Raw genomic sequence first — 23,016 nt, forward strand, 5'->3', positions numbered from 1 at the left:
AAGGGTCAATCGGGCAGGCTGGACAGACCGGATTTTTGCATCAGATCGGCGGCCTCTTGCTGCAACAGCTTTTCCATCGCGGCACCCTTGATTGGAACTTTGCCCATTTCGAGTAGCAGCGGGGCGGCAAGCGGGGTGATTGCGGGCAGGTGCCGCAGGTCGATGCGGGGGCCGATGCGGTCAATCATCTCTTCTATGCGGCCGAAGTCGACCAGCCCGCGCAGGGCCTCGGTGCGGGTGATTTGCAAAAGCAGATGGTCGGGATCATATTTGCGCAGGGTGTCGTAAAGTATGTCCGAGGAGAAGGTCGCCTGACGACCGCTTTTGCGAGCTGTGGGTGAGTTACGCTCGATCAACCCGGCGATGGTGGCACAGGCGCGAAAGCTGCGCTTCATCACCGCGTTTTCACCCAGCCAACTGTCCAAACCGTCGCGCAGAGCCGCCAACTCGAACAGCGGAGCTGGATCGTTCACCGTCTTGAGACCCCAGATCATGGTGGCGTAATCTGTGGCAACAAACCCAAGTGGATCTAGGCCCATTTCCTCCATGCGTTTGGTAAGCAACAACCCGAGTGTCTGCTGGGCGTTGCGTCCGGCAAACCCATAGATGCAGAGATGAGGGCGTGATTGATGTGGGAAGCTTTCGATCAACAGGCGGCCTGGCTCGGGCAGCTGCGACACCTGCTGCTGCAGGGTCAGCCAGGAGGAGGTATGATCCGGCAGGTTGAGCCAGTTACCCTGTTGTAAGAGCGCCAGAATACGCGCGTTGAGCTGGGTGGACGTGGCGAATTTTGTGCCGGTGAAGGTGGCTATCTTGGGCCTCTTGCCGCTGCGTCGGGTGACCTCAACTGTCATCTCACGCAGACCTTCGTAGCGCACGGTCTGGCCGCCAATCAGGAAGGTGTCGCCGGGGGTGAGCGAGGCGGCGAAGGCTTCCTCAATCTCGCCCAGGGGTTTGCCACCGCGGCTGCGTTTCAGGCGAACCTTTAGGGTATCACTGTCCTGAATAGTGCCCAGGTTCATCCGGATACGTTGGCTGGCGCGGGGGTCGCGCAGCTGCCAGCACCCGTCAGGGCGTTGTAACAGGCGTTGCCATTTATCATAGGCTTGAAGGGCATAGCCGCCGGTTGCACAAAAACCTAAGCAGGCGTCGAACTCGGGACGGGTCAGAGTGGCGTAGGCGCCAGCCGTTATCATCTCGGCAAAAAGATCATTGGCCTCAAAGGGGCCAGCGCAGGCGGCGATCAGGATGTGTTGGCACAGCACGTCGCGGGGGCCGGGACCACGGGGCTCGCCGTCCAGATCCCCTTGGCGCACGGCTTCAAGCGCGGCGCGGCATTCGAGGACTTCAAACCGGTTGGCAGGCACCAGCAGCGCCTTGGAGGGGGTGTTGTAGCTGTGATTGGCGCGGCCGATGCGCTGCACCAGACGTTTGACATTCTTGGGGGCGCCGATCTGGATTACCAGATCAACGTCGCCCCAATCCAACCCCAGATCCAGCGAGCCAGTGCAGACGATCGCGCACAGATCGCCGCGCACCATTGCCGTTTCAACCCGGTTGCGTTGTTCACGGTCCAATGATCCGTGATGGATGCCGATGGGCAGGGAGTCGTCATTGGCGAGCCAGAGATTGTGAAAGAAGATCTCGGCCTGGGCGCGGGTGTTGTGAAAGATCAACGTGGTGTTATGCGCCTTGATTTGCTGCATCACGGCGGGGATTGCATAGGCCGCACCGCCGCCGGCCCAGGGTGGGGCCTCGGTGGTTTGCAGCATCTGGATGTCGGGCGTGGGGCCGGGGTCGGCCTGCAGGACCTCGCAGGGGTCTGGATGGCGGGCAAGGAACTGCGCGATGGCCTGTGGATCATCCACTGTGGCGGAAAGTCCGACCCGGCGCATATTTGGACACAGTGTTTGCAGCCGGGCCAGCGCCAGCATCAGCTGATCGCCGCGTTTGCTTTCGGCCAGGGCGTGGATTTCGTCGACCACCACCCGTTGCAATCCGGCAAAGGTACGGGCTGCATCCGGGTAGGAGATGAGCAAGGCCAGGCTTTCGGGGGTTGTCAGTAGGATATGAGGCGGATCCGCACGCTGCCGTTTCTTGCGCGACTGCGGCGTGTCGCCGGTGCGATCATCAATGCGGATCGGTAAACTCATCTCGTCGACAGGGGTGCGCAGGTTACGTTTGATATCCGCCGCCAGCGCCTTGAGCGGCGAGATATAGAGCGTGTGCAGCCCTTGATGATTGCCGTCGGCCAGTTCAGCAAGGGTTGGCAGGAAACCCGCCATGGTTTTGCCACCACCGGTGGGGGCGATAAGCAAGGTTGCAGGGTGATCGGCACGGTCCAACATCACCTGCTGATGCGGATGGATTGTCCAGTTCCGTGTGGTGAACCAGTTGAGTATCTGCTCGGGAAGATGCAACATGCGCGCAGTTTCAAACATTTAAGTCGAGACATTCAACATGGAACATGATTTTGAAAAACAACGATCTGAATCAATTTGGGTTTTAGAGGAATTGGAATCTAAGCAGGGCCTACCAGCAATCGCGGATTTTGACTTCTATCTGGTGCCCGCGTCAGACCTGAGTGATCCAGAAAAAGCGGTTTCAGAATTGAAGGCGGAGGGCTATGCCGCTGCATTCGATGAGGAAACCAAGGATATATGGATTCCGATTTATGCATTGACTGTGGCAATCGACGCCATATGGCTCCACGAGGAGCTGATCACTAAAATCGGATTGGCATCTGGGTATCGCCCGGATGGATGGGGTTTTACTGATGCAAGCAAGATGAACGAGGCCTGAGAAAAGTTTTCCAAGGCTTCAGTTCATTATTTGACAATCACCTCGTCCTTGACGAACATATTGGCCCAGGCGCGGTCGATCAGGTCGGGGGACATCTGATAGGGGATGCCCTCAAATTCGCAGATGGCGATCATCTGGTCGATCAGGAACACCGGCTGATAGTTGGCGTAGATATTGTCGATGGTCGGGTATTTGTTTTTCAGCAAGTGGACCAAGGTTGCTTCGTCCAGCGCCATGCCTTTCTTGCGGGCCACCAGGGCAAAGATCTTCAGGAAGTTTTCCTGGCTTGGGCCGTCAATTTTGATCTTGAAGAAGATCCGGCGCAGGGCGGCGGTGTCGAAGATCTCGTTTGGGTGAAAGTTGGTGGAAAAAATAACCAGAGTGTCAAAAGGCACTTCGAATTTTTCACCTGACTGCAGCGCCAGGATGTCTTTGCTTTCCTCGAGCGGCACGATCCAGCGGTTGATCAGCGATTGCGGCGATTCAGCCTGACGGCCAAGGTCATCAACGATGAAAATACCACCGGTCGATTTCAGCTGCAGCGGCGCCTGATAGGTGCGGGCAGTGGGGTTATAGACCAGATCCAGCATCGATAGCGATAGTTCGCCGCCGGTGACCACAGTGGGGCGCTGACAGCAGACATAACGGCTGTCAAAACGGCGTGAGCGGCGTAGCGCATTTGGATCATCCTGCTCTTGTTCCACCTCGGTATGAACGATGGGGTCATAGACGGTGATCACCTGACCGGCGTATTCAATCGCAAAAGGCACATAGACCTGATCGCCCAGTGCGTCGCGAATACCGTTTGAGATTGAGGACTTACCGTTGCCGGGAGGGCCATACATCAGGATAGAACGTCCCGCGCTGACGGCTGGTCCAAGGTGGTCAAGCAGGCTGCTTGGCAGCACCAGATGGCCCATTGCATTGGTCAACTGGTCGCGGGTGACCTGGATATTGCGGATCGACTGGCGTTTCACCTGCTCGCGGTAGACATCTAGCGGCACTGGCATGGCACCAAAGTATTCCGACTGGTTCAGGGCGTCCAAGGCGCGGGCCTTGCCTGCATCTGTCAACTGATAGCCCATCTCATTGCCGCTGTTGGCATTCAACGTACCAGTGGCTTCCAGCAGTTTTTGTTCGCGGGCCGCGTCAACCAGCTCTTGGGTGACAGAGATCGGTAGGCAGATCGCTGCCGCGATTTCGGTGACCATATTGACGGTTTTGCGAAAGATGGTTTTCAGCAGGATGTCGCGCATCATCACCGCCGGCAACTTCATTTGCTCCACCCCTTTTGGGGCAGGGGGGGCCATCACGTGAGAGGTCTGCATGTTCATGGGTAAAGAGCCTGTTGCTGGTCGCTGTGTCGATGCTGACCCATCCAGATTGGACGGGCGCGGTTACGGAACAGTTTATTCAGCAGTGTGGCAATAGCGGGGCAAAGCTGCAGCAATTCGGCGGTTGTTGCGGCTGCATAGGTTTAAGGTGCCCCTCAAAAAGTCAGCCGGTCGGTCCCAAGGTCGCGCCAAGAATCAGATAGATTGCCAGTGTTCCGCCTAAGCACAGCCCCATGGGGAACTTTTTCCCGACGTTCCAGCTTTGCCACTCCGGAGCTAGTTTGCGAAGGGGGGTGTGTTTGGCAATGCGGTGGGTGGCAAAACCGGCCAAAAGATTTGCAGCAAAAATCAGCATAATTAGCCGTAAATCGCCAAAGGCAACCAATGGTGCAGCGGCCCCGGCAAACTTGGCATCGCCGGCGCCGACCAATCCGCCGCTATAGAACAGGAACCCCAGGCCGATACCGACGGGCAGGTGTAGCAATTGCCAACCGTAGTCGGTCCATGACATCAGAAAAGGGCCGACGACGATGAATATCACCGCAGTCAGATCCACTGCCCAATTGGGAATTCTCATTCCACGTAAATCGGTTAGCATGATGGCATAGCAGATCGGCAAGACAAATGGCAGGAACCACAGCGCTACATGTGCCGGAATTACCGGGAGTGCCAACATGTGTTAGGCGCCTTCCAATGCGCGCAAGCTGCGTACCGCTTCTTCAAAGTGTTGGGGGTGGGTACTGATGGCTTCGCGAAGCAAGCCTTCACCTGTTGCCACATCGCCCTGCTTGACTGCAGCCAGGGCCATGGTGTGGAGCAACTGGGCCCGTTCCGTCTGTCCCATCTGGATCACCGGCAGGCTGTAGTTGCGCTGTGCACCGCGTGCCAGAACTAGGTTGTTCTTGGCCGTGAACAGCGCCTGATCCTGGCGGATGGCCTCGCCGAACAGACGCTCGGCTTCGGCATAGTCACCGCGGGTCAGTTTTGAATAGCCCCAATTGTTCATCACACCAGCCGGGCGGGTGGTCAGCGAAACTGCAATCTCATAGAAACTGTCAGCCTTTTTCCATTCTTTGTTGGCATCCGCGACCATGGCTTCAAGCCGATATCGCTTAAAGGTCTCGTGGGTCGGTGGCACCTCGTCCAGAGCAGCCTCGGCAGCGTCCCAATTGCCAGTGCGGATCAGGGCGTCGGCCAGATCGACCCGGTCGTCATTGGTCGCCCCGTCCAGAGTGATGACTTTCTTCCAGCTGGCGACGGCCTCGACATTGCGCTTGGCGCGCACCAGAGATCTAGCCAGACCGCGCTGCAAATCAATCCGGTCCGGGTTGCCCTGCAGTGAGCGCGAGAAATAACTCGCGGCCTCATTCGGATCCGCAGCGGTGAGCATCACATCGTTGAGATCTGTTTCATCCACCACATTGACGTCCTGAAAGGCGCGTTCAACGGTTGCGGCGTCGTCATTGGCGCAGGCCGACAAGAGGAAACCCCCGGCCAGACATGCCGATACAAGAATTGCTTGGCGCATTTTTGCGTCCTTTACTGCTCTGCCTCGTCATGGTGTCAGGCGGATCAGAATATTCCCACTGCCGCGCTGCACCAATTCATATTCTTGGTTTTGTCCAGTATTATTAGCAGGTTTTTCCAAATTTGCGAGGGCCATGCGCAAATTCTCACGGATTGGGTCACTTTGGCCATTGTCCAAAGCATAAGCACGCCGCAAAACCTGCTCGGCCTCGGCGTATTTGCCCTGTTCCATAAGCACAACGCCAAGATTGTTCATCGCTTCGGGCCATTCCGGCTCTTTCTCGATGGCACGCTGCAACAGGATTTCGGCCTGACCCAGGCGTCCCAGCCCAAGATTGGCAGTGCCCAAGCTGGACAGCACCTCGCCGGTCATGCCGTGATCCAGCGCTGCGCGGGTAAAGGCCTCTAACGCCAGTTCATATTCCTGCGCCACCATCAGGCGGTGGCCAACCTCTAGCCCGTCTTCGGCGGTGCCGCGATGATCTACACCCGGCGCCCATGCGTTGTTGGGATCAATGGTCTGGGATGCGCAAGACGCCATCACGGCAAGGGCAGCAATGGCGATCAGGATCTTGCGAAATGGTGTGGGCAGGGCCTCACCAGTTGGTTTCATGTTTAGTTGCCTGTATTGCCCAGATTCGAGATGTTCTTCATCGACGGGCCGACCAGAATGATCAGCAGCGGCGGAAGTGTCAGTCCCATTGTGGCAAGGGTCATTTTCGTTGGCAACTTGTTTGCGGCCTCTTCTGCCCGCATCACGCGTTTATCTCGCATTTCTGCAGCATAAACACGCAGAGCATCGGCGATAGAGGTACCAAACGTGGCCGATTGGATCATCACCGTCACAAAGGAGGACAAATCCTGGACATCGCAGCGTGTGGACATATCCCGCAGAACCTTGTCCTTTTCCTTACCCGCCTTCATTTCATAGGCAACGATATCAAATTCATCCGCCAGTTCAGGATAAGAGGCGTGCAGCTCTTTGGCGACGCGAACGATGGCCTGATCCAACGATTGCCCTGCCTCGACGCAGACCAACATAAGATCCAGCGCGTCGGGAAAGCCGGCAGTGATATTATCCTTGCGCTCGGCTATGCGCCGTGTAATCCAGTATTTGGGCAGCATATAGCCTGCGCCACCAGGACCAATGATGCGGATCATCATTTGCTGACCGTCATATTCAGTGTCGGCATTCAGCACATAGACGAAGACCAACCCCAGAATGAGGCCAATGATGCCAAGAGCAAACTGGGCAAAGTGGAAGAACCGAACTGAATCCTTGGACTGATAGCCCGCCTGACGCAGTGTCAGTTCCATCGCCGACAGTTCCTCGGCGTTTTGCGGTTCCAGGAAATTTGCGAACTTCTTGAGCTGTTCGTTGCGGCTGCCTTGACGCAGGCGATCTTTTTGCTGTTTGTCCTTCGGCTCGGGTTTGCTGTTTTTCTTGAGCTTCGACAGTGGATCTTCGCGTTGGTTCAGCAACAGAGGCACAGTCAGCAGGATCATGAAAAGACCCAGGAGACCAATCACCAGCAACGGGCCAAAGTCGCCCAGCTGTTCCGTTATGAAGTCGTTGATATTTGTTAGAAAATCCATATCCCGAGCTCTCTATACTTTGATATTTGTCAGCGCGCGCATGACGAAAAGATTGACGGTCAACAGGGTTCCGACAATGAAACAACTAGGAATAAAATATGGGTGGTCCAGCACCTCGTCATAAAAGTGCGGATCCTTGGCCAGAGTGGCCGCCAGCGCCAATAGGGGAAAAGCAGACAGAAATTTTCCGGACCACTGGGCCTCGGCGGTGATGGCTTTGACCCGGCGAAACAGGCGGAACCGGGCCCGGATCACTTTGGCGAGACCTGCCAGAACTTCGGCCAGGTTACCACCAGATTGGGCTTGGATGGTCACCGCAACGGCCAGGAAACGCATGTCCTGCATATCTAGCCGTTCCGCCATTTCCTTTAGCGCTTCGCCAATGTCCCGGCCATAGGCACTTTCGTCAGAGATCATGCCAAACTCAGTGCCCAGCGGGTCGCTGACTTCTTTGGCAACCATCTGGATCGCGGCCATAAACGGGTGGCCGACCCGCAAACTACGGACAATCAGTTCCACAGCATCAGGTAGCTGTTCTTCGATCAGGGCCATACGTTTCTTGGCCTTATTATTGACCCAGAAGAAAACTGCGCCCACGCCGATGATGACGGATGCCAAGATGCGAAGCGGCAATTGGGTGTCGGTGCCGATGCTTAGGCCAACAAATGCCAGCGCACCAAGGCCTGCCATGACCATGATCAGCTGACGGGGTGTAAAGGCAATCGCAGCTTTCTGTGCTTTCTCTGCCAACAGGGAATACAGCGGAATCGACTGCGATTTCATGTGCTGCTGCATTTCCTTGCGCAGCTGGTCCAGCACCTGTTCGCGGTTGCTGCCTTTGTCCAGCATCTCTAACCGGCGGTTGACGCGGCTGTTCAGACTGATGGATTTTCCAAAGACCACCAGATACAGGCCTTCGACCAGTACCAGAACGCCGACAAAAATCAGACCATAAATGATTGGTTCTGCGCTGAGTTCCATCAGTGTGTCTCCATCGTGGTGGGTTCGTAAACCGAGGCGGGTAAATCATACCCCCACATGCGGAACCGTTCAGAAAAGTGGCTGCGCACGCCTGTGGCCGTGAAGTGGCCGATAATTTTGTTTTCCGGTGTCAGGCCAACGCGCTGATAGCGAAAGATTTCCTGCATAGAGATCACATCGCCCTCCATACCGGTGATTTCGGTGATAGAGGTCATGCGGCGCGATCCATCCTGCAAGCGGGATGCCTGCACAATCAGGTTTACCGCTGATGAAATCTGACTGCGCACCGCCTTGAGCGGCATTTCAATACCGGACATAGCAATCATGTTTTCCAGACGGCTGACACCATCGCGGGCCGAGTTGGCGTGAATGGTGGTCATTGAACCGTCGTGGCCGGTGTTCATCGCCTGCAACATATCGATGACTTCTTCGCCGCGGGTCTCGCCCACGATGATCCGGTCGGGGCGCATCCGAAGGGCGTTTTTCAAACAGTCGCGGGGCGAGACTTCGCCTTTGCCTTCAACATTGGGCGGGCGGCTTTCCATCCGGCCGACGTGGGTCTGTTGCAGCTGAAGTTCGGCAGTGTCTTCGATGGTCAGAATACGTTCGGCATTGTCAATAAAGCTGGATAGGGCATTCAACGTCGTTGTTTTACCTGAACCCGTACCGCCCGAGACGATGATATTCAGGCGCGTGGCCACTGCCGCTTGTAGATATGCAGCCATTTCCTCGTTGAAGGCCCCGAAAGTCACCAGGTCATCGATGCCCAATTTGTCTTTTTTAAACTTCCGGATTGAAACCAGCGATCCGTCAACTGCAATCGGCGGCACCATCGCGTTGAAGCGTGATCCGTCGGCCAGACGCGCATCGACATAAGGGTTGGATTCATCAACGCGGCGACCCACAGCAGACACGATTTTATCAATGATCCGAAGAAGGTGCTTTTCATCCTTAAAGGTCACATCGCTGAGCTGCAGTTTGCCGTCGCGTTCGACAAATACCTGTTGCGGACCATTGACCAGAATATCGTTGACCGACTCGTCGCGCAGCAGTGTTTCCAGCGGACCCAGGCCGGTGACTTCGTCGTACAGTTCTTTGGTCAGGGTCTGGCGGTCTTCGCGGTTAAGAACAATGCCTTTTTCTTCCAGGATCTCACCGGCAATTGTGGTTATTTCGGCACGAAGTTCTGTCTCGTTGGCGTTTTCCAGGGCGGCAAGGTTCAACTGTTCCAACAATTCCTTGTGCAGTTGGATCTTGATCTCAGAAAGCCGTTCCTTGCGCTTGCGTTCCTTGTCCTGGGGGGCCGCTTTGGCGCCGGTTTCGGGCATCGGGCGACGCAGGGACGCGCTTTGATTTGCCGCTGCTTTTGGGGCAGGTACTTCTGCCAGTTTGGCGGCTTTCGGCTTGGCGATAATGCCTGCTGGCGTCGCGGCTGCTGATTTCTTGTATTTGGAAAACATTTAATACCCCCAAGGGACGAATTTAATCAGGCTGCGGCAACGTCTTGCTGACCCAACTCGTGAAGTGACAACGCCAGTTTGGCAATTTCCTTGCGGAGCGGATTCTTGGCTGCAGACAGCGCCAGAGGCAGGCCATGATCACAACATTGGGTCACGGGCTTGCCACCGTCGGGCAGTTGCAGATCTATCGAGATGCCGAGAGATTCAGCCATTCGCTTAACCCGGCTCTTGCCGCTCAGGTCGGTGAACTTCGGCGCCCGATTCAATGTGAACCGCAGTTTCTCAAACGGCAGTTCTTCGGACTGTAGCGCCCGTTTCATACGCAGAGCGTTCTGAGCCGAGCGCATGTCGAGCTCAATCAGGGCAAAGTAGACATGGGCGGTGCTGAGAACGCATTCCGACCACTGCACCAGGGTGCGAGGCAAATCGATAATGACAAAATCAAAGTGGCTGCGCGCCATGGCAATAAGGCGTTCGATGTCCTCGGATGAAAAGAAATCGAGGGGGACCATTTCGGACGGCGCGGTCAGAACCTGAAGCTTGTCCTGGAAAGACAAAAGTGCCTGACCAAACATTTCGGCGTCCATTTCATCAATTTGGCCCAGCGTCTCCATGACGATTTCACGGCGCGGCAGGTCCAGGTATGTGGCCACAGAGCCGTGCTGCAAATCGAGATCCAACAGGCAGACACTTGGTTCGTCGTGTTGGCTCAATTCGGCCAGCTCCCAGGCCAGATTGACGGCCAGCGTTGTCGATCCAGATCCACCAGCAAGGCCCTGACACACAATCACGGCCCCTTCGCGGGCACTGCCGGACTGCAATTGATGCGGGTTGGGCTTGGCGAGATCGGGTTCCGGTTCTGGGGTGGTTACACGCTCTATCGCGGCCTGCAGTTCCTGTTCCGGAAGCGGGTAGGGGACGAATTCGTCGGCGCCTTGGCGGAGCAGTTGATGCAGAGACGCCGGTGTGACGTCTTCGGCAATCAGGATCACTTTGATATCGCGGGATTTTGCCTGAGAGATGATTTCCCCCATAAGGACCAGATTGTCCTCGTCGTTGCCATCGATGGCCAATGCGACAAATTCCAAAGCTTCTGCTTCGGGCTGATTGAAAAATGCCAATGCTTCGGCAAAGCCCAGGTCGCCCCAGTTTTCGCCCATTGTTGTTTCCATGTCTTCGATCAGGAGATCAAAGTTCTGCACGTCGCGGCTGACTGTGCAGGCCACAATTGCGTTGGTCTCTGGTTGCGGCGTTACACTGCTCATGGCCATAATCCTCGTTGCGGGTAACGGCAGGTTTCACCTGCCCGTTCCTGCGTGCGACTCACTCGGCGCACGCCACCTCTTGAAGATAATGTCGTGGGTAAATCAGGCAATAATTGGGCCAAAATGCCCCAATAGTTGGGAAATTCTAAACAGTCGTGTGCTGGCCGGACTACTCAATCGAAGTGGAAAGAGACTGATCTTCCGTCAATGTCGTTCCCGGAACCGCACTTTGGATATATTCACGGTAGACGACCTGTGCGTATTTCCCGTCCAGCAGCGATGGGTGGTTTTCCAAGAATCCTGAGACCTCGGTTACTGTGCGCCGGTTTTGACGTTCTCGACCTTGTGTGACGATCAAAGGTTGTGTTTCTCCAAAGGAAACAACTGCTTCCAGGCGTGATCGGCTGATGCCACGGGACGAAAGATATCTGACCGCTGCACGGGCACGGCGCAGGCCAAGGGACTTATTATATCCCGTAGATCCTACAGAATCCGTGTGTCCGTAGACACGAAAGCGAACTTCGGGAAACTGTCTGATCCAAGTTGCCTGTTGGTCCAAAACCGCACGAGCCTGGGGATCAAGGGTGGCGCTGTCGAAGTCAAAGTTGATTGTTGGCGGAACTTCTTGCGCAAAACGGTTGGCCAGTTGCACAGCATAGGACCGATCGCCACTCATCACGAGCGCGTTGTTCAAAGTGGAGTTGCCAAAGCTGCCGCGATCCAACTCACGTCCAGCTTCATAGTCACAACCGGCTGCCGTCAGGCAAAGCCCTAATATCGCTGCATTCTTAATCATCTGTGCCATCCTTCAATTAGTCCAACACATAGCCATATGAGCCGCTGAAATCTTGCCTGGCAATTTCGCCGGCTGGGCCGTTCTGCGTCTGCGACACCCGGCCAAACAGGAATAGGTCATTCTCGCTGGGTGGTTTGACACGATCTGTCGGCAGGCTAAGCGCCTCGCCCCGGGTCGGTGTGACCAGATGCGCGCTGATAATGACCACCAGTTCTGTCTGGCTGCGCTGATAGTCGGCGCTTCGGAAAAGGGCACCCAGAATGGGGACATCGCCAATCCATGGAACCTGACCCGTGTTGTCCAGGAAATCATCCTGGATCAGGCCAGCAATGGCAAAGCTTTCACCATCGCGCATTTCAACCGTGGTCGATGCCTCGCGGCGCGAGAATGCAGCAACCGACAGGCCGCTTACAGTTATCGAATTGGTTGTGTCGATCGCCGAGACTGAGGTCTTTAGCTCTAAGTTAATCAAGTCGCCGTCGATGACACGCGGAATAAAGTTCATTTCAATGCCAAAAGGCTTGAACTCGATTGTTGTCACGCCATCTGCTTGCGCCACGGGAACCGGGTATTCGCCGCCCGCCAGGAACTTGGCTTCTTGTCCGGAAAGGGCAGCCAGGTTTGGTTCAGCAAGGGTGCGGACCATGCCTTTTTGTTCCAGTGCTTCCAAAAGCAGACCAACTTGGGTCGATCCGATATCAAAGCCGAACAACACCGCACCCAAAGTACCGTCCTGTGTGACCACAGGGTTGGTCGTGGGTAGGCTATTGCCGTTTTGCAGCCAGGTGCCGGTTTCCACCCCAAAGCTGCTACCGCCCAATGCGACAGAGGAGCTGAGTGATTTGGAGACTGAGCGCTGCATTTCAGCAAAGCGGACCTTTAGCATAACCTGCTGTACGCCACCAACGGACATCAGGTTTGAAACCCGTTCTGGTGCATAACGTTCAGCAAGATCCATCGCCCGTTGCAGGCGTGCAGCGCTGGACACTGTCCCAGACAACACGATGCCATCGTTGGCTGTGCGAACTTCTATTTTTTCATTGGGAAGGATCTGACGCAGCCGTTCTTTGAACTCGCTGACGTCAGCAGCAACGCGCACATCAACATTGGTGATCAGGCGGCCAGTTGCGTCCAATAAGGTCAGAGTGGTCAAGCCTGGGGATTTACCCAGCACATAGATTGTACGGTCCGACAGGGACGAGATATCTGCAATTCCCGGGTTCGCAATACTGAGTTCGGAAAACGGTACGTCGCTTTCCACCACAACTGCCCTGTTCATCGGAACATCAAGTTGTGCAGCGGTGCCTTTTTTGACAACGCGCAAACCTTCGGCCCACGCGGAATCTGCTACCGGTGTGCAAATCAAAGCAACCCCGGTTAGGGCTGCTGCTAGTGTAGTTCTAAATGCCATGTGACCTGCCTCTCGGATCACGCCTCGTTGTCGGGTCTTTTGCCCGTCTTTTGATGTACTGTGGATCAGCTTGCGCATTAATGCAAGAATCATTGGCTATTATGCCAACCGCGTTGTGTGACCTAAGCAACAGCAACATCGAAAAGCCGCCCAGAATGAGCGGCTTTCGATAGGGGGGTTTCGCAATGCAAATGGTCAGTTCGGCGATCCTAGTTGGTACAGGGGATCGGGATTTCTACTACTTCGGCACCACGGCGGGTACGGATCGTACAGACCTTTTCAGACTCACGTTCAGGCGCAGAAACGCGTTCACCCAATCCCAACAGAGAGCGTTGATCTACCTCAACAAATGAGGCAATGGTGTCATCTCCGGCACCAACCAGTGACAGGCTTAACCGCCCGGTGGTCTGGGCTTGCGCCAAGGCGGCCACGTGTTTGGGGAGGGCGGACACTGTGACCGTGCGTGCAATCGAGGCGCTGTCGATGTCACCGCCAGCGCTTTGGTCGATGGCAATCAGTTCCATATTGGTCTGGATCAAACGGGTCAATTCGCCGCGACGAAGCTCATCAGCATCGCCAAGGTTGCCTGTCCAATAGACGTCGACCCGGTCACCGGGGCGTAAAAAGCCGGAAACGCCAGAGGATACGTCGACCTTGATCGCAAAGGCGCGCATGCCACGTTTCAGACGCGAGGTAATGCCTGCATCCTCGCCGGGCTTGGTGATTTTCACGGCCAGAACAGCCTCGTTGGCCTCGACTGTTCGCAATACAACCCTGAACTCGCCTTTGAATTCTGGTGGAAAAAGTGCATCTAGAGAGGAATATGTGCCCTCGGGAACGCTGTCTTGTGGCCATTGGACAAGGCGTACGGCATCTTGGGTCAGCCGCTCTCCGTATTTCAATGCGCGGTTTGCAACAAAGACATCGACGGTTTCGATGTTTACGACTTTTTGTGCGTTTGCTTGGGCCAGGGCATACTGGTATTTGGCAATGTAGTTCTTTGCCATCATCACCGCGCCGCCAGCCAAGGCGACACCGACAATCAAAACCAGCCCGAAAACTGCACGCATTGTGTTACCTCTCTTGGATCTTGCTGTGATACCGGGATGAACCCGAGATCTTTATCACCCGAACCTGAGAATTTAGTTTAGATGACGTTTGTTATATTTGAGCGGCGCTGAACCGCAGGGCGTCGTTAGGTAATGGTCCAGTTTGACATGTAGCTCGCCAATCCATCGGCCAGCCCAAGTGCACCGTCTTCCATTGCAGCGGCGATCAGAACCACCAGGCCAACGATTGCGGCCGTAAGGACCACCCAATCGACGGTCACTGCACCATCGTCGTCCATATAAAAGGATTTTAGTTTATTCATTGTGAACCTCGATTTGTGAGAGTTCTTGGGAAAAGGGCCGCGCCTTTGGATAAAAGACGCGGCCCCAAACTTATGCCACTAAGACTGGCAAACTAAGCAGTCGATTAGGTTGGAGCCTGGTTCGACAGGAATGTGCCGGTTGTGGTTGTCAGGTCAGATGCGCCATCTTCGATCGACGTGTAAACAACGCCAGCCAGAGCAGCGACAGCAGCTGTCAAAACAACCCAGTCAACAGTCACGGCGCCAGCTTCGTCTTTGCGGAAGTTTTTGAAGAATTTGATCATTGTGTGTCCCTCCAAAGGATCTAATAGTTTGTTTCGACCTTGTCGTCCGTTGTGAGCCTGCTCTCTCCTGCGAAGCTCTGTTCGACTTGGTATGAACACTTATACCCCTGTGAGCGTGGCAGCATTTGGGCCAAAACCCGGAATGTGGCGCCTTAGTTTAACTTTTTGGAAGGAAGTTGAGTAAGTCGTTGAGGTATAACAGATAAATTATTTAGAAATCATAAATACCCAAGGCAAAGGCGGGGCAGGGCGTGGCAAATGTGGCGGTATCGCCAGAATTCGGCCTCTGGATCTGGATTTTTGGCCACAAACCTTAGTATTTTATTAAAAATTTCATCAAGGTAGGCCCATGTTTCTCCGAATTGCGTCCCTAGCTGTGTTTTCTGTTTGTATGCCTGTGTGGGCACTTGGAGAGACGCCACCGCCATTTCCGGACTTTGAGGCAAAACGGGTGCGGCCACCGCAGCCGGGCACCCGTGAGAGAATAACGATACAGATAGAGGAGCCGCAGATCTTGCCTGGCACGACGGCTGATCCGGGCGGTACTGAGAATAGTGAACCCTCGGAGCAACCGATGGGGCGGTATGGCTGGTTCTGGGAGCAGGTCTCGCCTGACTTGTCCGCGTCTGGGCCGGGGCGACTGGAGCAGGCCTTGATGGTTCTGGCTGGCGGTGAGGGTGTGACGGCACCGCGCTTACAATTGATGCAGGACATTTCGCAGGCTCAGGGTGTTTCGATTCTGACGGCCAGTATTGGCACTGAGGTCTCGCCTGCGCTGATCTTGGCAGTGATTGCAGTGGAATCGGCAGGCCAGGTGGATGCTGTCAGTTCCGCTGGGGCGCAGGGGTTGATGCAATTGATGCCGGAGACCGCGGTGCGATTTGATGTTGAAGATGCCCTGGCCGCGCAGCAGAATATCCAGGGTGGCGCAAAGTATCTGGACTGGTTGATGGAGAAGTTCAGCGGAGACCCAGTATTGGTATTGGCTGGGTACAACGCGGGCGAGGGCAGTATACGCGACCATCAGGGAGTGCCACCCTTTCCGGAAACCAGAGATTATGTGCCCAAGGTGCTGGCCGCGTTTCAGGTGGCCAAAGGGTTGTGTCTAACGCCACCTCAGTTGATCTCTGATGGCTGCGTGTTTCGGACGATGAAGTGACGTGGACGTAGCAGCCAACCCGTTTGTCCGTTCACTGATTAGAGTGCGGGGGTTATTTTTCGCGACTACTGCGAAGGGTGATATTCTGGACACCGCTGTTGTGCAGAATATTGAGGAGCTCGGTGAGGGCTGAAACAGGGGCGGTGCCAAAGTCGACATGAATTTGATCGGGTTCAATGATTACGGAGTGTAATATCTGAGAAACGACAACATCCTGTTTTTGTCTCGTCGCATCTAGATCAATCCAGTAATCAAACCATGCATCAATACCTTCAAGGGCAACAGGAGCAGTGTCCAAATAGAACGACACACCATCCCAGGAGATATTGCCAACTGAGATTTGCAGATCGTGACTCTTAAACTCTCCGTTGCCACCGTAGGCAAATGATGTCGGGCTGACCTCGATAGCTGTACCAGCATCCTGTGAAGTTGTGTCCCTTTTTACAAAATCTACAACGTAGAGATTTTTATAAGTTGCACCTGAAATTTCAAAAGCGATTTCGGGGTGTATGCCAGCATCTTGGCCGCCGTGTCGTTCGTACACGGCCTCAAACTGAGTAATATAGGTGCTTCTGAGGGCGTCTAATACTTCAACAAAATCCATTTGGCCTCGCAGGAAGGTTTTGGACGAGATGAACACATAGTCTTAGGTAGGCAGGCAAATCTCAACTTCGGGGCGCAAATTTTCTGGTGCGCGCGAAAAGGCCGCCTCATGAGGCGACCTTTCATCCTAATACGACTGGTGACCTTAGTCGACAATCGTTGCCTCGGTGGCGGCACGCAGGTCGGCCTCGGTTACACCTTCGGCGGTCTCTACGATCTTCAACCCACCTTCGACGACATCAAGAACACCAAGATTGGTGATGATGCGGTCGACAACGCCTTTGCCGGTCAGCGGCAGGGTGCATTCCTTTAGCACTTTGGACACACCATGCTTGTTGGCGTGGTCCATGACCACAACCACACGGCCAACACCAGCGACCAGATCCATGGCGCCGCCCATGCCTTTGACCAGCTTGCCCGGAATCATCCAGTTTGCCAGATCGCCGTTTTCGGCCACTTCCATGGCGCCCAGGATCGCCATGGCGATCTTGCCGCCACGGATCATCGCAAAGGACTGCGCACTATCGAAATAGGCGGTTTGCGGCAGCTCGGTGATGGTTTGCTTACCAGCGTTGATCAGGTCGGCGTCTTCTGTGCCTTCGACCGGGAAGGGGCCCATGCCCAGCATGCCGTTTTCCGACTGCAGGGTGACTTCCACGCCCTCGGGGATATAGTTGCTGACCAGCGTCGGAATACCGATGCCAAGGTTCACATACCAGCCGTCTTGGAGCTCTTGAGCGGCCCGCGCCGCCATTTGGTTACGATCCCACATGTTCGCTCTCCTTTATGCCGCTGGCCGGGTGGTGCGCTGTTCGATGCGCTTTTCGTGGGTGCCCTGAATGATACGGTGCACATAGATGCCGGGCAGGTGGATGGCGTCCGGGTCCAGTGAGCCCGTTGGCACGATCTCTTCGACCTCGACCACGCAGACCTTGCCGCAGGTGGCAGCAGGGGCGTTGAAGTTGCGGGCGGTTTTGCGGAACATCAGATTGCCGGTCTCGTCGGCTTTCCAGGCTTTGATGATGGCCAGATCGGCAACCATGCCCTCTTCCATGATGTAGGTCTCACCGTTGAAGTCGCGGTGGTCCTTACCTTCGGCAATCACGGTGCCAACACCTGTCTTGGTGAAAAAGCCAGGAATGCCGGCGCCGCCAGCGCGCATGCGTTCGGCCAAGGTGCCCTGTGGGTTGAATTCCAGCTCCAGCTCACCCGAGAGATACTGACGCATGAATTCGGCGTTTTCGCCCACATAGGAGGAGATCATCTTTTTAACCTGTTTGGTCTGCAGCAGAATGCCGATGCCAAAATCATCGACGCCTGCGTTGTTGGAGGCAAAGGTCAGATCCTTGGTGCCGGCCTCTTTGATCGCGCCCAGCAGCAATTCCGGAATACCGCAGAGGCCAAAGCCGCCTGCCGCAATGAACATGCCATCGTGAAGCAACCCGTCGAGCGCCTCGCTGGCATTGGTGAAGATCTTTTTCATCGAAAACTCCCTGCAACAGTCCTGTTGCATGGGTTCTGACGCTGGGGCGGAGGTGAGTCAAGAATACTGAGCGTCGTGAGTATTACTACGGATATGGTCGGCCGGGGCGTCTGCTGGAAAAGAGCGAGGGGCCAGCCCCTCGCACTCCCCGGGATATTTGGGGCCAGATGAAATGGGATCTGGCGCGGTTTTCTAGTCTTTGGCGGAAGTCTTTTTAGCCGGCGCCTTTTTCTTGGCTGCCGGTTTCTTTTTTGCGGCTGGTTTTTTCTTGGGTGCGGCTTTTTTCTTGGCGCCGCTCTTGCCCGCCTTTTCAGTGATCAACTGAACCGCCATGTCCATGGTGACATCCTTGACCTCGACATCCTTGGGCAGGGTGGCGTTGACCTTTTCCCATTTGATGTAGGCGCCATATTTACCGTCCATGATATTGACGGCGCCACCACCATCGGGATGTTCACCCAGTTCTTTGAGCGCCTTGGCCGCGCCGCGACGACCACGACCTGGATTGGCGCGCTTCTCGGCCAGCATCTCCATCGCGTGGTTCATGCCGATTTCAAAAACGTCCAGGGTATTCTTGAGGTTCACGTAGGTCGGTTTTTCCTCATCTGCCAGTTGGTGCATGATGTAGGGGCCGAAGCGGCCCAGGTTGGAGGCAATGGCGCCCCCTTCCGGGTGTTGGCCAATTTCGCGGGGCAGGGTCAGCAGAGTGACGGCCTGTTCCAGTGTGACATCGTTTGGACCCCAGCCGGGCAGGTAGTCTTTGTTCTGTTTCGGCAGCGAAGAGCGCGGCGGCTTTTTGTTGTCCGGGGTTGGTTCGCCCCGTTGGACATAAGGGCCAAAACGACCGGACTTCAGGTGAATTTCATCACCGGCATCCTCGCCCAATATGCGTTCATAGCCTTCGGCACCTTCGCCGGAAATGGGTCGGGTGTAGTTGCATTCTGGGTAGTTGCCGCAGCCGACGAAGCCGCCGGTGCGCGAGGATTTCAGGTGCAATTGGCCCAAGCCACATTTTGGGCAGGCACGTGGATCCGTGCCATCTTCGCGCGGTGGGTAGAGCTGTGGGGCCAAAGCATCATCAAGCACGTCCAGAACTTCGGAAATGCGCAGGTCGGAGGTTTCGGCAATGGCTGCGGAGAAATCACGCCAGAAGCTGGCGAGCAGATCTTTATAGTCGCCATTGCCGGCGCTGACCTCATCCAGTTGGTTTTCCAGATCGGCAGTGAAATTATAGCCGACGTAGTTTCGAAAGAAGTTCAGCAGGAAGATGGTAACAATGCGCCCCTTATCTTCGGGGTGCAGCCGGTTCTGATCTTTGCGGACATATTCGCGGTCCTGAATGGTGGTGATCACAGAGGCATAGGTGGAGGGGCGACCGATGCCCAGCTCTTCCATCTTTTTAACCAGCGTTGCCTCGGTATAGCGGGGCGGTGGGGCGGTGTGGTGTTGCAGCGCCAGCACCGATTCATTCTGGGACAGCAGTGCCGAGCCATTGCTGCGCAGATCGCCGCTTTTGGTGGCTTGCGCACCGGCTTTGGCGGCCTTGTCAAATTGAGGCGTCAGTGCAGCAGCGGCGAATTTGGTGGGTTCCCCCTGCATGATTTGCGGCAGGCGTTTGTCGTCGTCGTCCTGCACCACGTCATCGCGGCCTTCCTCATAGACGCGCATGAAGCCGTCGAACAACACAACCTGACCGGTGGCGCGCAGCATCACTTGCTGATCGTTTGAGCCGATGTCGACCGTGGTGCGCTCTAGCTTGGCGCTGGCCATCTGGCAGGCCAGGGTGCGTTTCCAGATCAGGTCATAGAGTTTACGCTGGTCGGGCTCGGTCACTTTCAGGCTGGCCGCATCACGACCCATGTCAGTGGGGCGGATACATTCGTGGGCTTCCTGCGCGTTCTTGGCTTTGTTTTTGTAAACCCGTGGGCTGCTGGGCACATAGGTGCCGCCATAGCGTTTGTCGATTTCAGCGCGGGCTTCGGTCACCGCCTCGGGGGCCATGTCGATGCCATCGGTCCGCATGTAGGTAATGTAGCCTGCCTCATAAAGGCGCTGGGCGGTGCTCATGGTTTGCTTGGCGCCCATGCCGAATTTGCGGCTGGCCTCTTGCTGCAGGGTCGAGGTCATGAAGGGGGCCGAGGGGTTGCGCGCGGCTGGTTTGGCTTCGACCGATTGGACCAGCAATTCGCGGCTGGCGACGGCCTGTACAGCCATTTCAGCGGCGGTTGAATTACCGAGGCTGAACTTGTCCAGCTTATCGCCGCCTAAAATTGTCAGGCGGGCCTCAAAATCCTGGCCGCGCGGTGTGGTCAGCAAGGCACGTACCGACCAGTATTCCTGCGGATTAAACGCCTCAATCTCTAGCTCGCGCTCGACGATCAGGCGCAGACAGACCGATTGCACCCGGCCGGCCGATTTTGCGCCGGGCAGTTTGCGCCACAGAACGGGCGACAGATTAAAGCCCACCAGGTAGTCGAGCGCGCGCCGGGCCAGATAGGCCTCGACCAGGGGCATGTCGACCTGCCGCGGATTGGCCATGGCCTCGAGCACGGCGTCTTTGGTGATGGCGTTAAAGGTGACCCGGCTGACCGGTGTGGTTTTTTTGATCGATCGGCGTTTGGTCAGCGCCTCTTGCAGGTGCCAGCTGATGGCCTCGCCTTCGCGGTCGGGGTCAGTCGCGAGGATCAGTGCGTTGTCTTCTTTCAGGGCGTCGGCGATGGCCTTCATATGTTTGCGGCTGTCGGTCCCGACTTCCCAGGTCATTTCGAAATTATTGTCGGTATCGACCGATCCATTCTTCGGCGGAAGGTCGCGTACGTGGCCATAAGATGCCAGAACCGTGTAGTCTGAGCCGAGATATTTATTGATTGTTTTTGCTTTGGCAGGGGATTCTACAACAACTACGGGCATTTAAGCTTAACCTTATGGGGCGGACACGGCACGGTCTATGGCTGGGCAAGATGTGGGGTGCAAGAGGGGATTGTCAATCCGCGAGTTTTGGACGCAGGTTTGATGGCAATTTTGACGCTCAGATTTGAGAGTTGAACTGCAATTGGAGTTGTGGGAGCCCAAAATTGGTGGGCCCTGCTAATGACCAGTACCCCGAGACACCATGCCGCCGGGTTGGCGAATGATTTCGCCCTCTAGCTCAAGGTCGGTCAGGGCTGGTGAAATCTCGCGGGCGGGTGCGGATAGATCGCGAATCAATTGATCTTCGGCAGTGGGCGAGGGGCCAAGGCGCGATAGGATTTCCTGATGCAGCGCGGCCGTGTCACGCAGGCTGCGTCGTGGCGGCGGTGCCGGGGGCTCGTCCAACTGAAGCTGATGTTGCGCCGTCGGTGAGTGCCGGGGATGTGCGGGCAGCGCTGCGATGACATCGTCAGCATTGCGGATCAGGTGCGCCCCATCGCGGATCAACATGTTGCAGCCACTGGCACGGGCGTCAAAGGGGTGACCGGGCACCGCCAGTACCTCGCGGCCCTGATCCAAGGCATCGCGAGCGGTGATGAGGCTGCCGGACTTTGCCGCTGCCTCGACCACAACGACGGCACTGGCCAACCCGGAGATGATCCGGTTACGGCGTGGGAAATGGCGGGCCTGCGGTGCCAGCCCCATGGGTTGTTCGGACAATAACAGGCCCTGTTGGGCAATGTCGTTTGCCAGATCATTGTTTTCCGTAGGGTAAATCACATCTACCCCCCCGGCCATGACGGCGATGGTGCCGGTGTTCAATGCAGCAAGGTGGGCTGCAGTGTCGACGCCGCGCGCCAGACCTGACACTACGATATATCCTTGCTCCCCCAGCTCATGCGCCAAGGCACGGGCCATCCGGGTGCCCAGAGACGAGGCATTTCTGGCCCCAACCAGGGCAACAACTGGCTTATGCAATATCCTGGGATCGCCCAGCGACCAGAGCACAGGTGGGGCATCCTTGAGGTCGGCCAATTGTGAGGGGTAGTCGACGTCGCCAAGGCACAAAAGTCGCGCTTTGGCGACTTTTGCGGCCTTGATTTCGGCGTCTATCACAGAGGTGGGGCATATTTTATACCCTGATACTCCTGCGTCGCGTGCCACTTCTGGCAACGCATCCAGCGCGTTCTGCGCTGAACTATACTCGGCGATCAGACGGTGAAATGTCACCGGACCAACCCTGCGAGAACGCAACAGACGGAGCCAAGAAAAACGAATATCTTCCGTGGTGGGTGGGAGTGGGGGGTGAGTGGAAGAAGTGTATTCTTCGGTCATCCTCTGCTCCGCCTGGTTGCAATATCAGGTTTAACGTTAAGTCGGTTAACAGGGCGTAAACAAGATTGGATTTTCAGAAGATTTTCCAAAAACTATTCAAAACAGTTTGGGTGACGGCGCCTGCGTCAAGCATCACTGCGTCTCTTTGATGAAGGGATGCCAATTCCGGGCTATATGATTTGCAATCTGCTGTTCGTCTGGTCCGCAGGTTGTCGTGTTTTTATGTTGCACCCAAGCTATCCATGTTCCGTATTTCGCGCGTTATCCTTACGGTACATCTTGATATGCTCAATGACTTTAAGTCGTTGCTCCGGAAGCAGCTTCAATTGCTCGCTTGTTGGAAAGTCCCTGATGAATGTCTTTGGGTCTGAAAACTCGAGGAGTTGTAAGCTGTCGTATTTATAAGCCCACCACTGTAACCCAATCAGATCGCAGATAATTTCATCACTGAATCTGCTTTTGATGACAGTTGCAGGATTTCCCCCCACTATCGAATAAGGCTCAACATCTTTAGTGACGACCGGGCCTGCAGCGATGACGGCCCCGTCACCGATGGAGATGCCGCCCTTTAGCAAGACGTTTTGCCCAATCCAAACATCGTGCCCAATGGATAGTGGGGCAACAGTTTCGTCAAAAGACAAACCTCTGTTCTCACCCTGCACGCCAAAATGTCGCCGCCGCCTTGGTCTATATGTAAT

General features: G+C 55.7%; 22 protein-coding genes. 2 read left to right on the forward strand and 20 right to left on the reverse strand.

Features of this window, described 5'->3' with window-relative positions; genetic code table 11:
• Positions 1 to 5: 5 nt before the first annotated feature.
• A complete protein-coding gene (locus EBB79_RS04255; RefSeq protein WP_127747738.1) occupies positions 6 to 2,423 on the reverse strand; it encodes a ligase-associated DNA damage response DEXH box helicase in 2,418 nt (805 codons plus the stop codon).
• A gap of 37 nt (positions 2,424 to 2,460) precedes the next feature.
• On the opposite strand from EBB79_RS04255, the gene EBB79_RS04260 reads away from it, so the two are divergent.
• On the forward strand, positions 2,461 to 2,802 hold the full coding sequence (locus EBB79_RS04260; RefSeq protein ID WP_127747739.1) for a hypothetical protein: 342 nt from the start codon (positions 2,461 to 2,463) through the stop codon (positions 2,800 to 2,802).
• Between the two features lie 26 nt (positions 2,803 to 2,828).
• Here the strand turns inward: EBB79_RS04260 and EBB79_RS04265 are convergent, their stop codons facing one another.
• From EBB79_RS04265 to EBB79_RS04320, 13 genes are all read right to left on the reverse strand, one after another.
• On the reverse strand, positions 2,829 to 4,136 hold the full coding sequence (locus EBB79_RS04265; RefSeq protein ID WP_127747740.1) for an ATPase: 1,308 nt from the start codon (positions 4,134 to 4,136) through the stop codon (positions 2,829 to 2,831).
• 163 nt (positions 4,137 to 4,299) lie between these two features.
• The gene (locus tag EBB79_RS04270; RefSeq protein WP_127747741.1) at positions 4,300 to 4,812 is read right to left on the reverse strand and encodes a prepilin peptidase; all 513 of its coding nucleotides are present in this window, start codon (positions 4,810 to 4,812) and stop codon (positions 4,300 to 4,302) included.
• 3 nt (positions 4,813 to 4,815) lie between these two features.
• Entirely contained in the window at positions 4,816 to 5,664 is an 849-nt protein-coding gene (locus tag EBB79_RS04275; protein ID WP_127747742.1) for a tetratricopeptide repeat protein, read from the reverse strand.
• A 27-nt stretch (positions 5,665 to 5,691) separates the two neighbouring features.
• Positions 5,692 to 6,276: a tetratricopeptide repeat protein gene (locus EBB79_RS04280; RefSeq protein WP_127747743.1), complete on the reverse strand. Its 585-nt coding sequence runs from the start codon at positions 6,274 to 6,276 to the stop codon at positions 5,692 to 5,694.
• Positions 6,277 to 6,278: 2 nt separating this feature from the next.
• Positions 6,279 to 7,259 carry a type II secretion system F family protein gene (locus EBB79_RS04285; RefSeq protein ID WP_127747744.1) on the reverse strand — a complete coding sequence of 327 codons (981 nt, stop codon included), beginning with the start codon at positions 7,257 to 7,259 and terminating at the stop codon, positions 6,279 to 6,281.
• 12 nt (positions 7,260 to 7,271) lie between these two features.
• Positions 7,272 to 8,240 carry a type II secretion system F family protein gene (locus tag EBB79_RS04290; protein WP_127747745.1) on the reverse strand — a complete coding sequence of 323 codons (969 nt, stop codon included), beginning with the start codon at positions 8,238 to 8,240 and terminating at the stop codon, positions 7,272 to 7,274.
• On the reverse strand, positions 8,240 to 9,700 hold the full coding sequence (locus tag EBB79_RS04295) for a TadA family conjugal transfer-associated ATPase (RefSeq protein WP_127747746.1): 1,461 nt from the start codon (positions 9,698 to 9,700) through the stop codon (positions 8,240 to 8,242). Before EBB79_RS04295 ends, EBB79_RS04290 begins: the two co-directional genes overlap by 1 nt.
• 26 nt (positions 9,701 to 9,726) lie before the next feature.
• Entirely contained in the window at positions 9,727 to 10,965 is a 1,239-nt protein-coding gene (locus tag EBB79_RS04300; protein WP_127747747.1) for a CpaE/TadZ family protein, read from the reverse strand.
• A gap of 169 nt (positions 10,966 to 11,134) precedes the next feature.
• Positions 11,135 to 11,761, reverse strand: a complete 627-nt coding sequence (locus EBB79_RS04305) for an OmpA family protein (protein WP_127747748.1) — start codon at positions 11,759 to 11,761, stop codon at positions 11,135 to 11,137.
• 16 nt (positions 11,762 to 11,777) lie between these two features.
• Entirely contained in the window at positions 11,778 to 13,172 is a 1,395-nt protein-coding gene (locus tag EBB79_RS04310) for a type II and III secretion system protein family protein (protein WP_127747749.1), read from the reverse strand.
• Positions 13,173 to 13,381: 209 nt separating this feature from the next.
• Entirely contained in the window at positions 13,382 to 14,242 is an 861-nt protein-coding gene (cpaB, locus tag EBB79_RS04315; protein ID WP_127747750.1) for a Flp pilus assembly protein CpaB, read from the reverse strand.
• Between the two features lie 125 nt (positions 14,243 to 14,367).
• On the reverse strand, positions 14,368 to 14,544 hold the full coding sequence (locus EBB79_RS24360) for a hypothetical protein (RefSeq protein WP_164860742.1): 177 nt from the start codon (positions 14,542 to 14,544) through the stop codon (positions 14,368 to 14,370).
• 104 nt (positions 14,545 to 14,648) lie between these two features.
• Positions 14,649 to 14,828, reverse strand: coding sequence for a hypothetical protein (locus EBB79_RS04320; RefSeq protein ID WP_127747751.1), 180 nt, complete (start codon positions 14,826 to 14,828; stop codon positions 14,649 to 14,651).
• A gap of 349 nt (positions 14,829 to 15,177) precedes the next feature.
• On the opposite strand from EBB79_RS04320, the gene EBB79_RS04325 reads away from it, so the two are divergent.
• On the forward strand, positions 15,178 to 15,987 hold the full coding sequence (locus EBB79_RS04325) for a lytic transglycosylase domain-containing protein (RefSeq protein ID WP_127747752.1): 810 nt from the start codon (positions 15,178 to 15,180) through the stop codon (positions 15,985 to 15,987).
• Between the two features lie 52 nt (positions 15,988 to 16,039).
• Here the strand turns inward: EBB79_RS04325 and EBB79_RS04330 are convergent, their stop codons facing one another.
• From EBB79_RS04330 to EBB79_RS04355, 6 genes are all read right to left on the reverse strand, one after another.
• Complete coding sequence (locus EBB79_RS04330; RefSeq protein WP_127747753.1) at positions 16,040 to 16,591, reverse strand: hypothetical protein; 552 nt, start codon at positions 16,589 to 16,591, stop codon at positions 16,040 to 16,042.
• A 144-nt stretch (positions 16,592 to 16,735) separates the two neighbouring features.
• A complete protein-coding gene (locus EBB79_RS04335) occupies positions 16,736 to 17,362 on the reverse strand; it encodes a 3-oxoacid CoA-transferase subunit B (RefSeq protein WP_127747754.1) in 627 nt (208 codons plus the stop codon).
• Between the two features lie 12 nt (positions 17,363 to 17,374).
• Entirely contained in the window at positions 17,375 to 18,073 is a 699-nt protein-coding gene (locus EBB79_RS04340; RefSeq protein WP_127747755.1) for a CoA transferase subunit A, read from the reverse strand.
• A gap of 192 nt (positions 18,074 to 18,265) precedes the next feature.
• Positions 18,266 to 20,983 (reverse strand): type I DNA topoisomerase, encoded by a 2,718-nt coding sequence (topA, locus tag EBB79_RS04345; RefSeq protein ID WP_127747756.1) that lies wholly within the window; start codon positions 20,981 to 20,983, stop codon positions 18,266 to 18,268.
• 177 nt (positions 20,984 to 21,160) lie between these two features.
• Entirely contained in the window at positions 21,161 to 22,318 is a 1,158-nt protein-coding gene (gene dprA / locus EBB79_RS04350) for a DNA-processing protein DprA (RefSeq protein ID WP_127747757.1), read from the reverse strand.
• A 236-nt stretch (positions 22,319 to 22,554) separates the two neighbouring features.
• Positions 22,555 to 22,959 carry a CatB-related O-acetyltransferase gene (locus EBB79_RS04355; protein WP_238704992.1) on the reverse strand — a complete coding sequence of 135 codons (405 nt, stop codon included), beginning with the start codon at positions 22,957 to 22,959 and terminating at the stop codon, positions 22,555 to 22,557.
• Between the last annotated feature and the right edge of the window lie 57 nt (positions 22,960 to 23,016).

Origin of the sequence: Parasedimentitalea marina (genome assembly GCF_004006175.1) — a bacterium.
In the GTDB taxonomy this organism is placed as follows: Bacteria; Pseudomonadota; Alphaproteobacteria; order Rhodobacterales; family Rhodobacteraceae; genus Parasedimentitalea; species Parasedimentitalea marina.

What these genes read in the sequence shown, in the direction of transcription:
- EBB79_RS04255 (WP_127747738.1), bottom strand. Translation starts at nt 2,423, where the DNA reads ATGTTGCATCTTCCCGAGCAGATACTCAACTGGTTCACCACACGGAAC.
- EBB79_RS04260 (WP_127747739.1), top strand. Translation starts at nt 2,461, where the DNA reads ATGGAACATGATTTTGAAAAACAACGATCTGAATCAATTTGGGTTTTA.
- EBB79_RS04265 (WP_127747740.1), bottom strand. Translation starts at nt 4,136, where the DNA reads ATGAACATGCAGACCTCTCACGTGATGGCCCCCCCTGCCCCAAAAGGG.
- EBB79_RS04270 (WP_127747741.1), bottom strand. Translation starts at nt 4,812, where the DNA reads ATGTTGGCACTCCCGGTAATTCCGGCACATGTAGCGCTGTGGTTCCTG.
- EBB79_RS04275 (WP_127747742.1), bottom strand. Translation starts at nt 5,664, where the DNA reads ATGCGCCAAGCAATTCTTGTATCGGCATGTCTGGCCGGGGGTTTCCTC.
- EBB79_RS04280 (WP_127747743.1), bottom strand. Translation starts at nt 6,276, where the DNA reads ATGAAACCAACTGGTGAGGCCCTGCCCACACCATTTCGCAAGATCCTG.
- EBB79_RS04285 (WP_127747744.1), bottom strand. Translation starts at nt 7,259, where the DNA reads ATGGATTTTCTAACAAATATCAACGACTTCATAACGGAACAGCTGGGC.
- EBB79_RS04290 (WP_127747745.1), bottom strand. Translation starts at nt 8,240, where the DNA reads ATGGAACTCAGCGCAGAACCAATCATTTATGGTCTGATTTTTGTCGGC.
- EBB79_RS04295 (WP_127747746.1), bottom strand. Translation starts at nt 9,700, where the DNA reads ATGTTTTCCAAATACAAGAAATCAGCAGCCGCGACGCCAGCAGGCATT.
- EBB79_RS04300 (WP_127747747.1), bottom strand. Translation starts at nt 10,965, where the DNA reads ATGAGCAGTGTAACGCCGCAACCAGAGACCAACGCAATTGTGGCCTGC.
- EBB79_RS04305 (WP_127747748.1), bottom strand. Translation starts at nt 11,761, where the DNA reads ATGATTAAGAATGCAGCGATATTAGGGCTTTGCCTGACGGCAGCCGGT.
- EBB79_RS04310 (WP_127747749.1), bottom strand. Translation starts at nt 13,172, where the DNA reads ATGGCATTTAGAACTACACTAGCAGCAGCCCTAACCGGGGTTGCTTTG.
- cpaB (WP_127747750.1), bottom strand. Translation starts at nt 14,242, where the DNA reads ATGCGTGCAGTTTTCGGGCTGGTTTTGATTGTCGGTGTCGCCTTGGCT.
- EBB79_RS24360 (WP_164860742.1), bottom strand. Translation starts at nt 14,544, where the DNA reads ATGAATAAACTAAAATCCTTTTATATGGACGACGATGGTGCAGTGACC.
- EBB79_RS04320 (WP_127747751.1), bottom strand. Translation starts at nt 14,828, where the DNA reads ATGATCAAATTCTTCAAAAACTTCCGCAAAGACGAAGCTGGCGCCGTG.
- EBB79_RS04325 (WP_127747752.1), top strand. Translation starts at nt 15,178, where the DNA reads ATGTTTCTCCGAATTGCGTCCCTAGCTGTGTTTTCTGTTTGTATGCCT.
- EBB79_RS04330 (WP_127747753.1), bottom strand. Translation starts at nt 16,591, where the DNA reads ATGGATTTTGTTGAAGTATTAGACGCCCTCAGAAGCACCTATATTACT.
- EBB79_RS04335 (WP_127747754.1), bottom strand. Translation starts at nt 17,362, where the DNA reads ATGTGGGATCGTAACCAAATGGCGGCGCGGGCCGCTCAAGAGCTCCAA.
- EBB79_RS04340 (WP_127747755.1), bottom strand. Translation starts at nt 18,073, where the DNA reads ATGAAAAAGATCTTCACCAATGCCAGCGAGGCGCTCGACGGGTTGCTT.
- topA (WP_127747756.1), bottom strand. Translation starts at nt 20,983, where the DNA reads ATGCCCGTAGTTGTTGTAGAATCCCCTGCCAAAGCAAAAACAATCAAT.
- dprA (WP_127747757.1), bottom strand. Translation starts at nt 22,318, where the DNA reads ATGACCGAAGAATACACTTCTTCCACTCACCCCCCACTCCCACCCACC.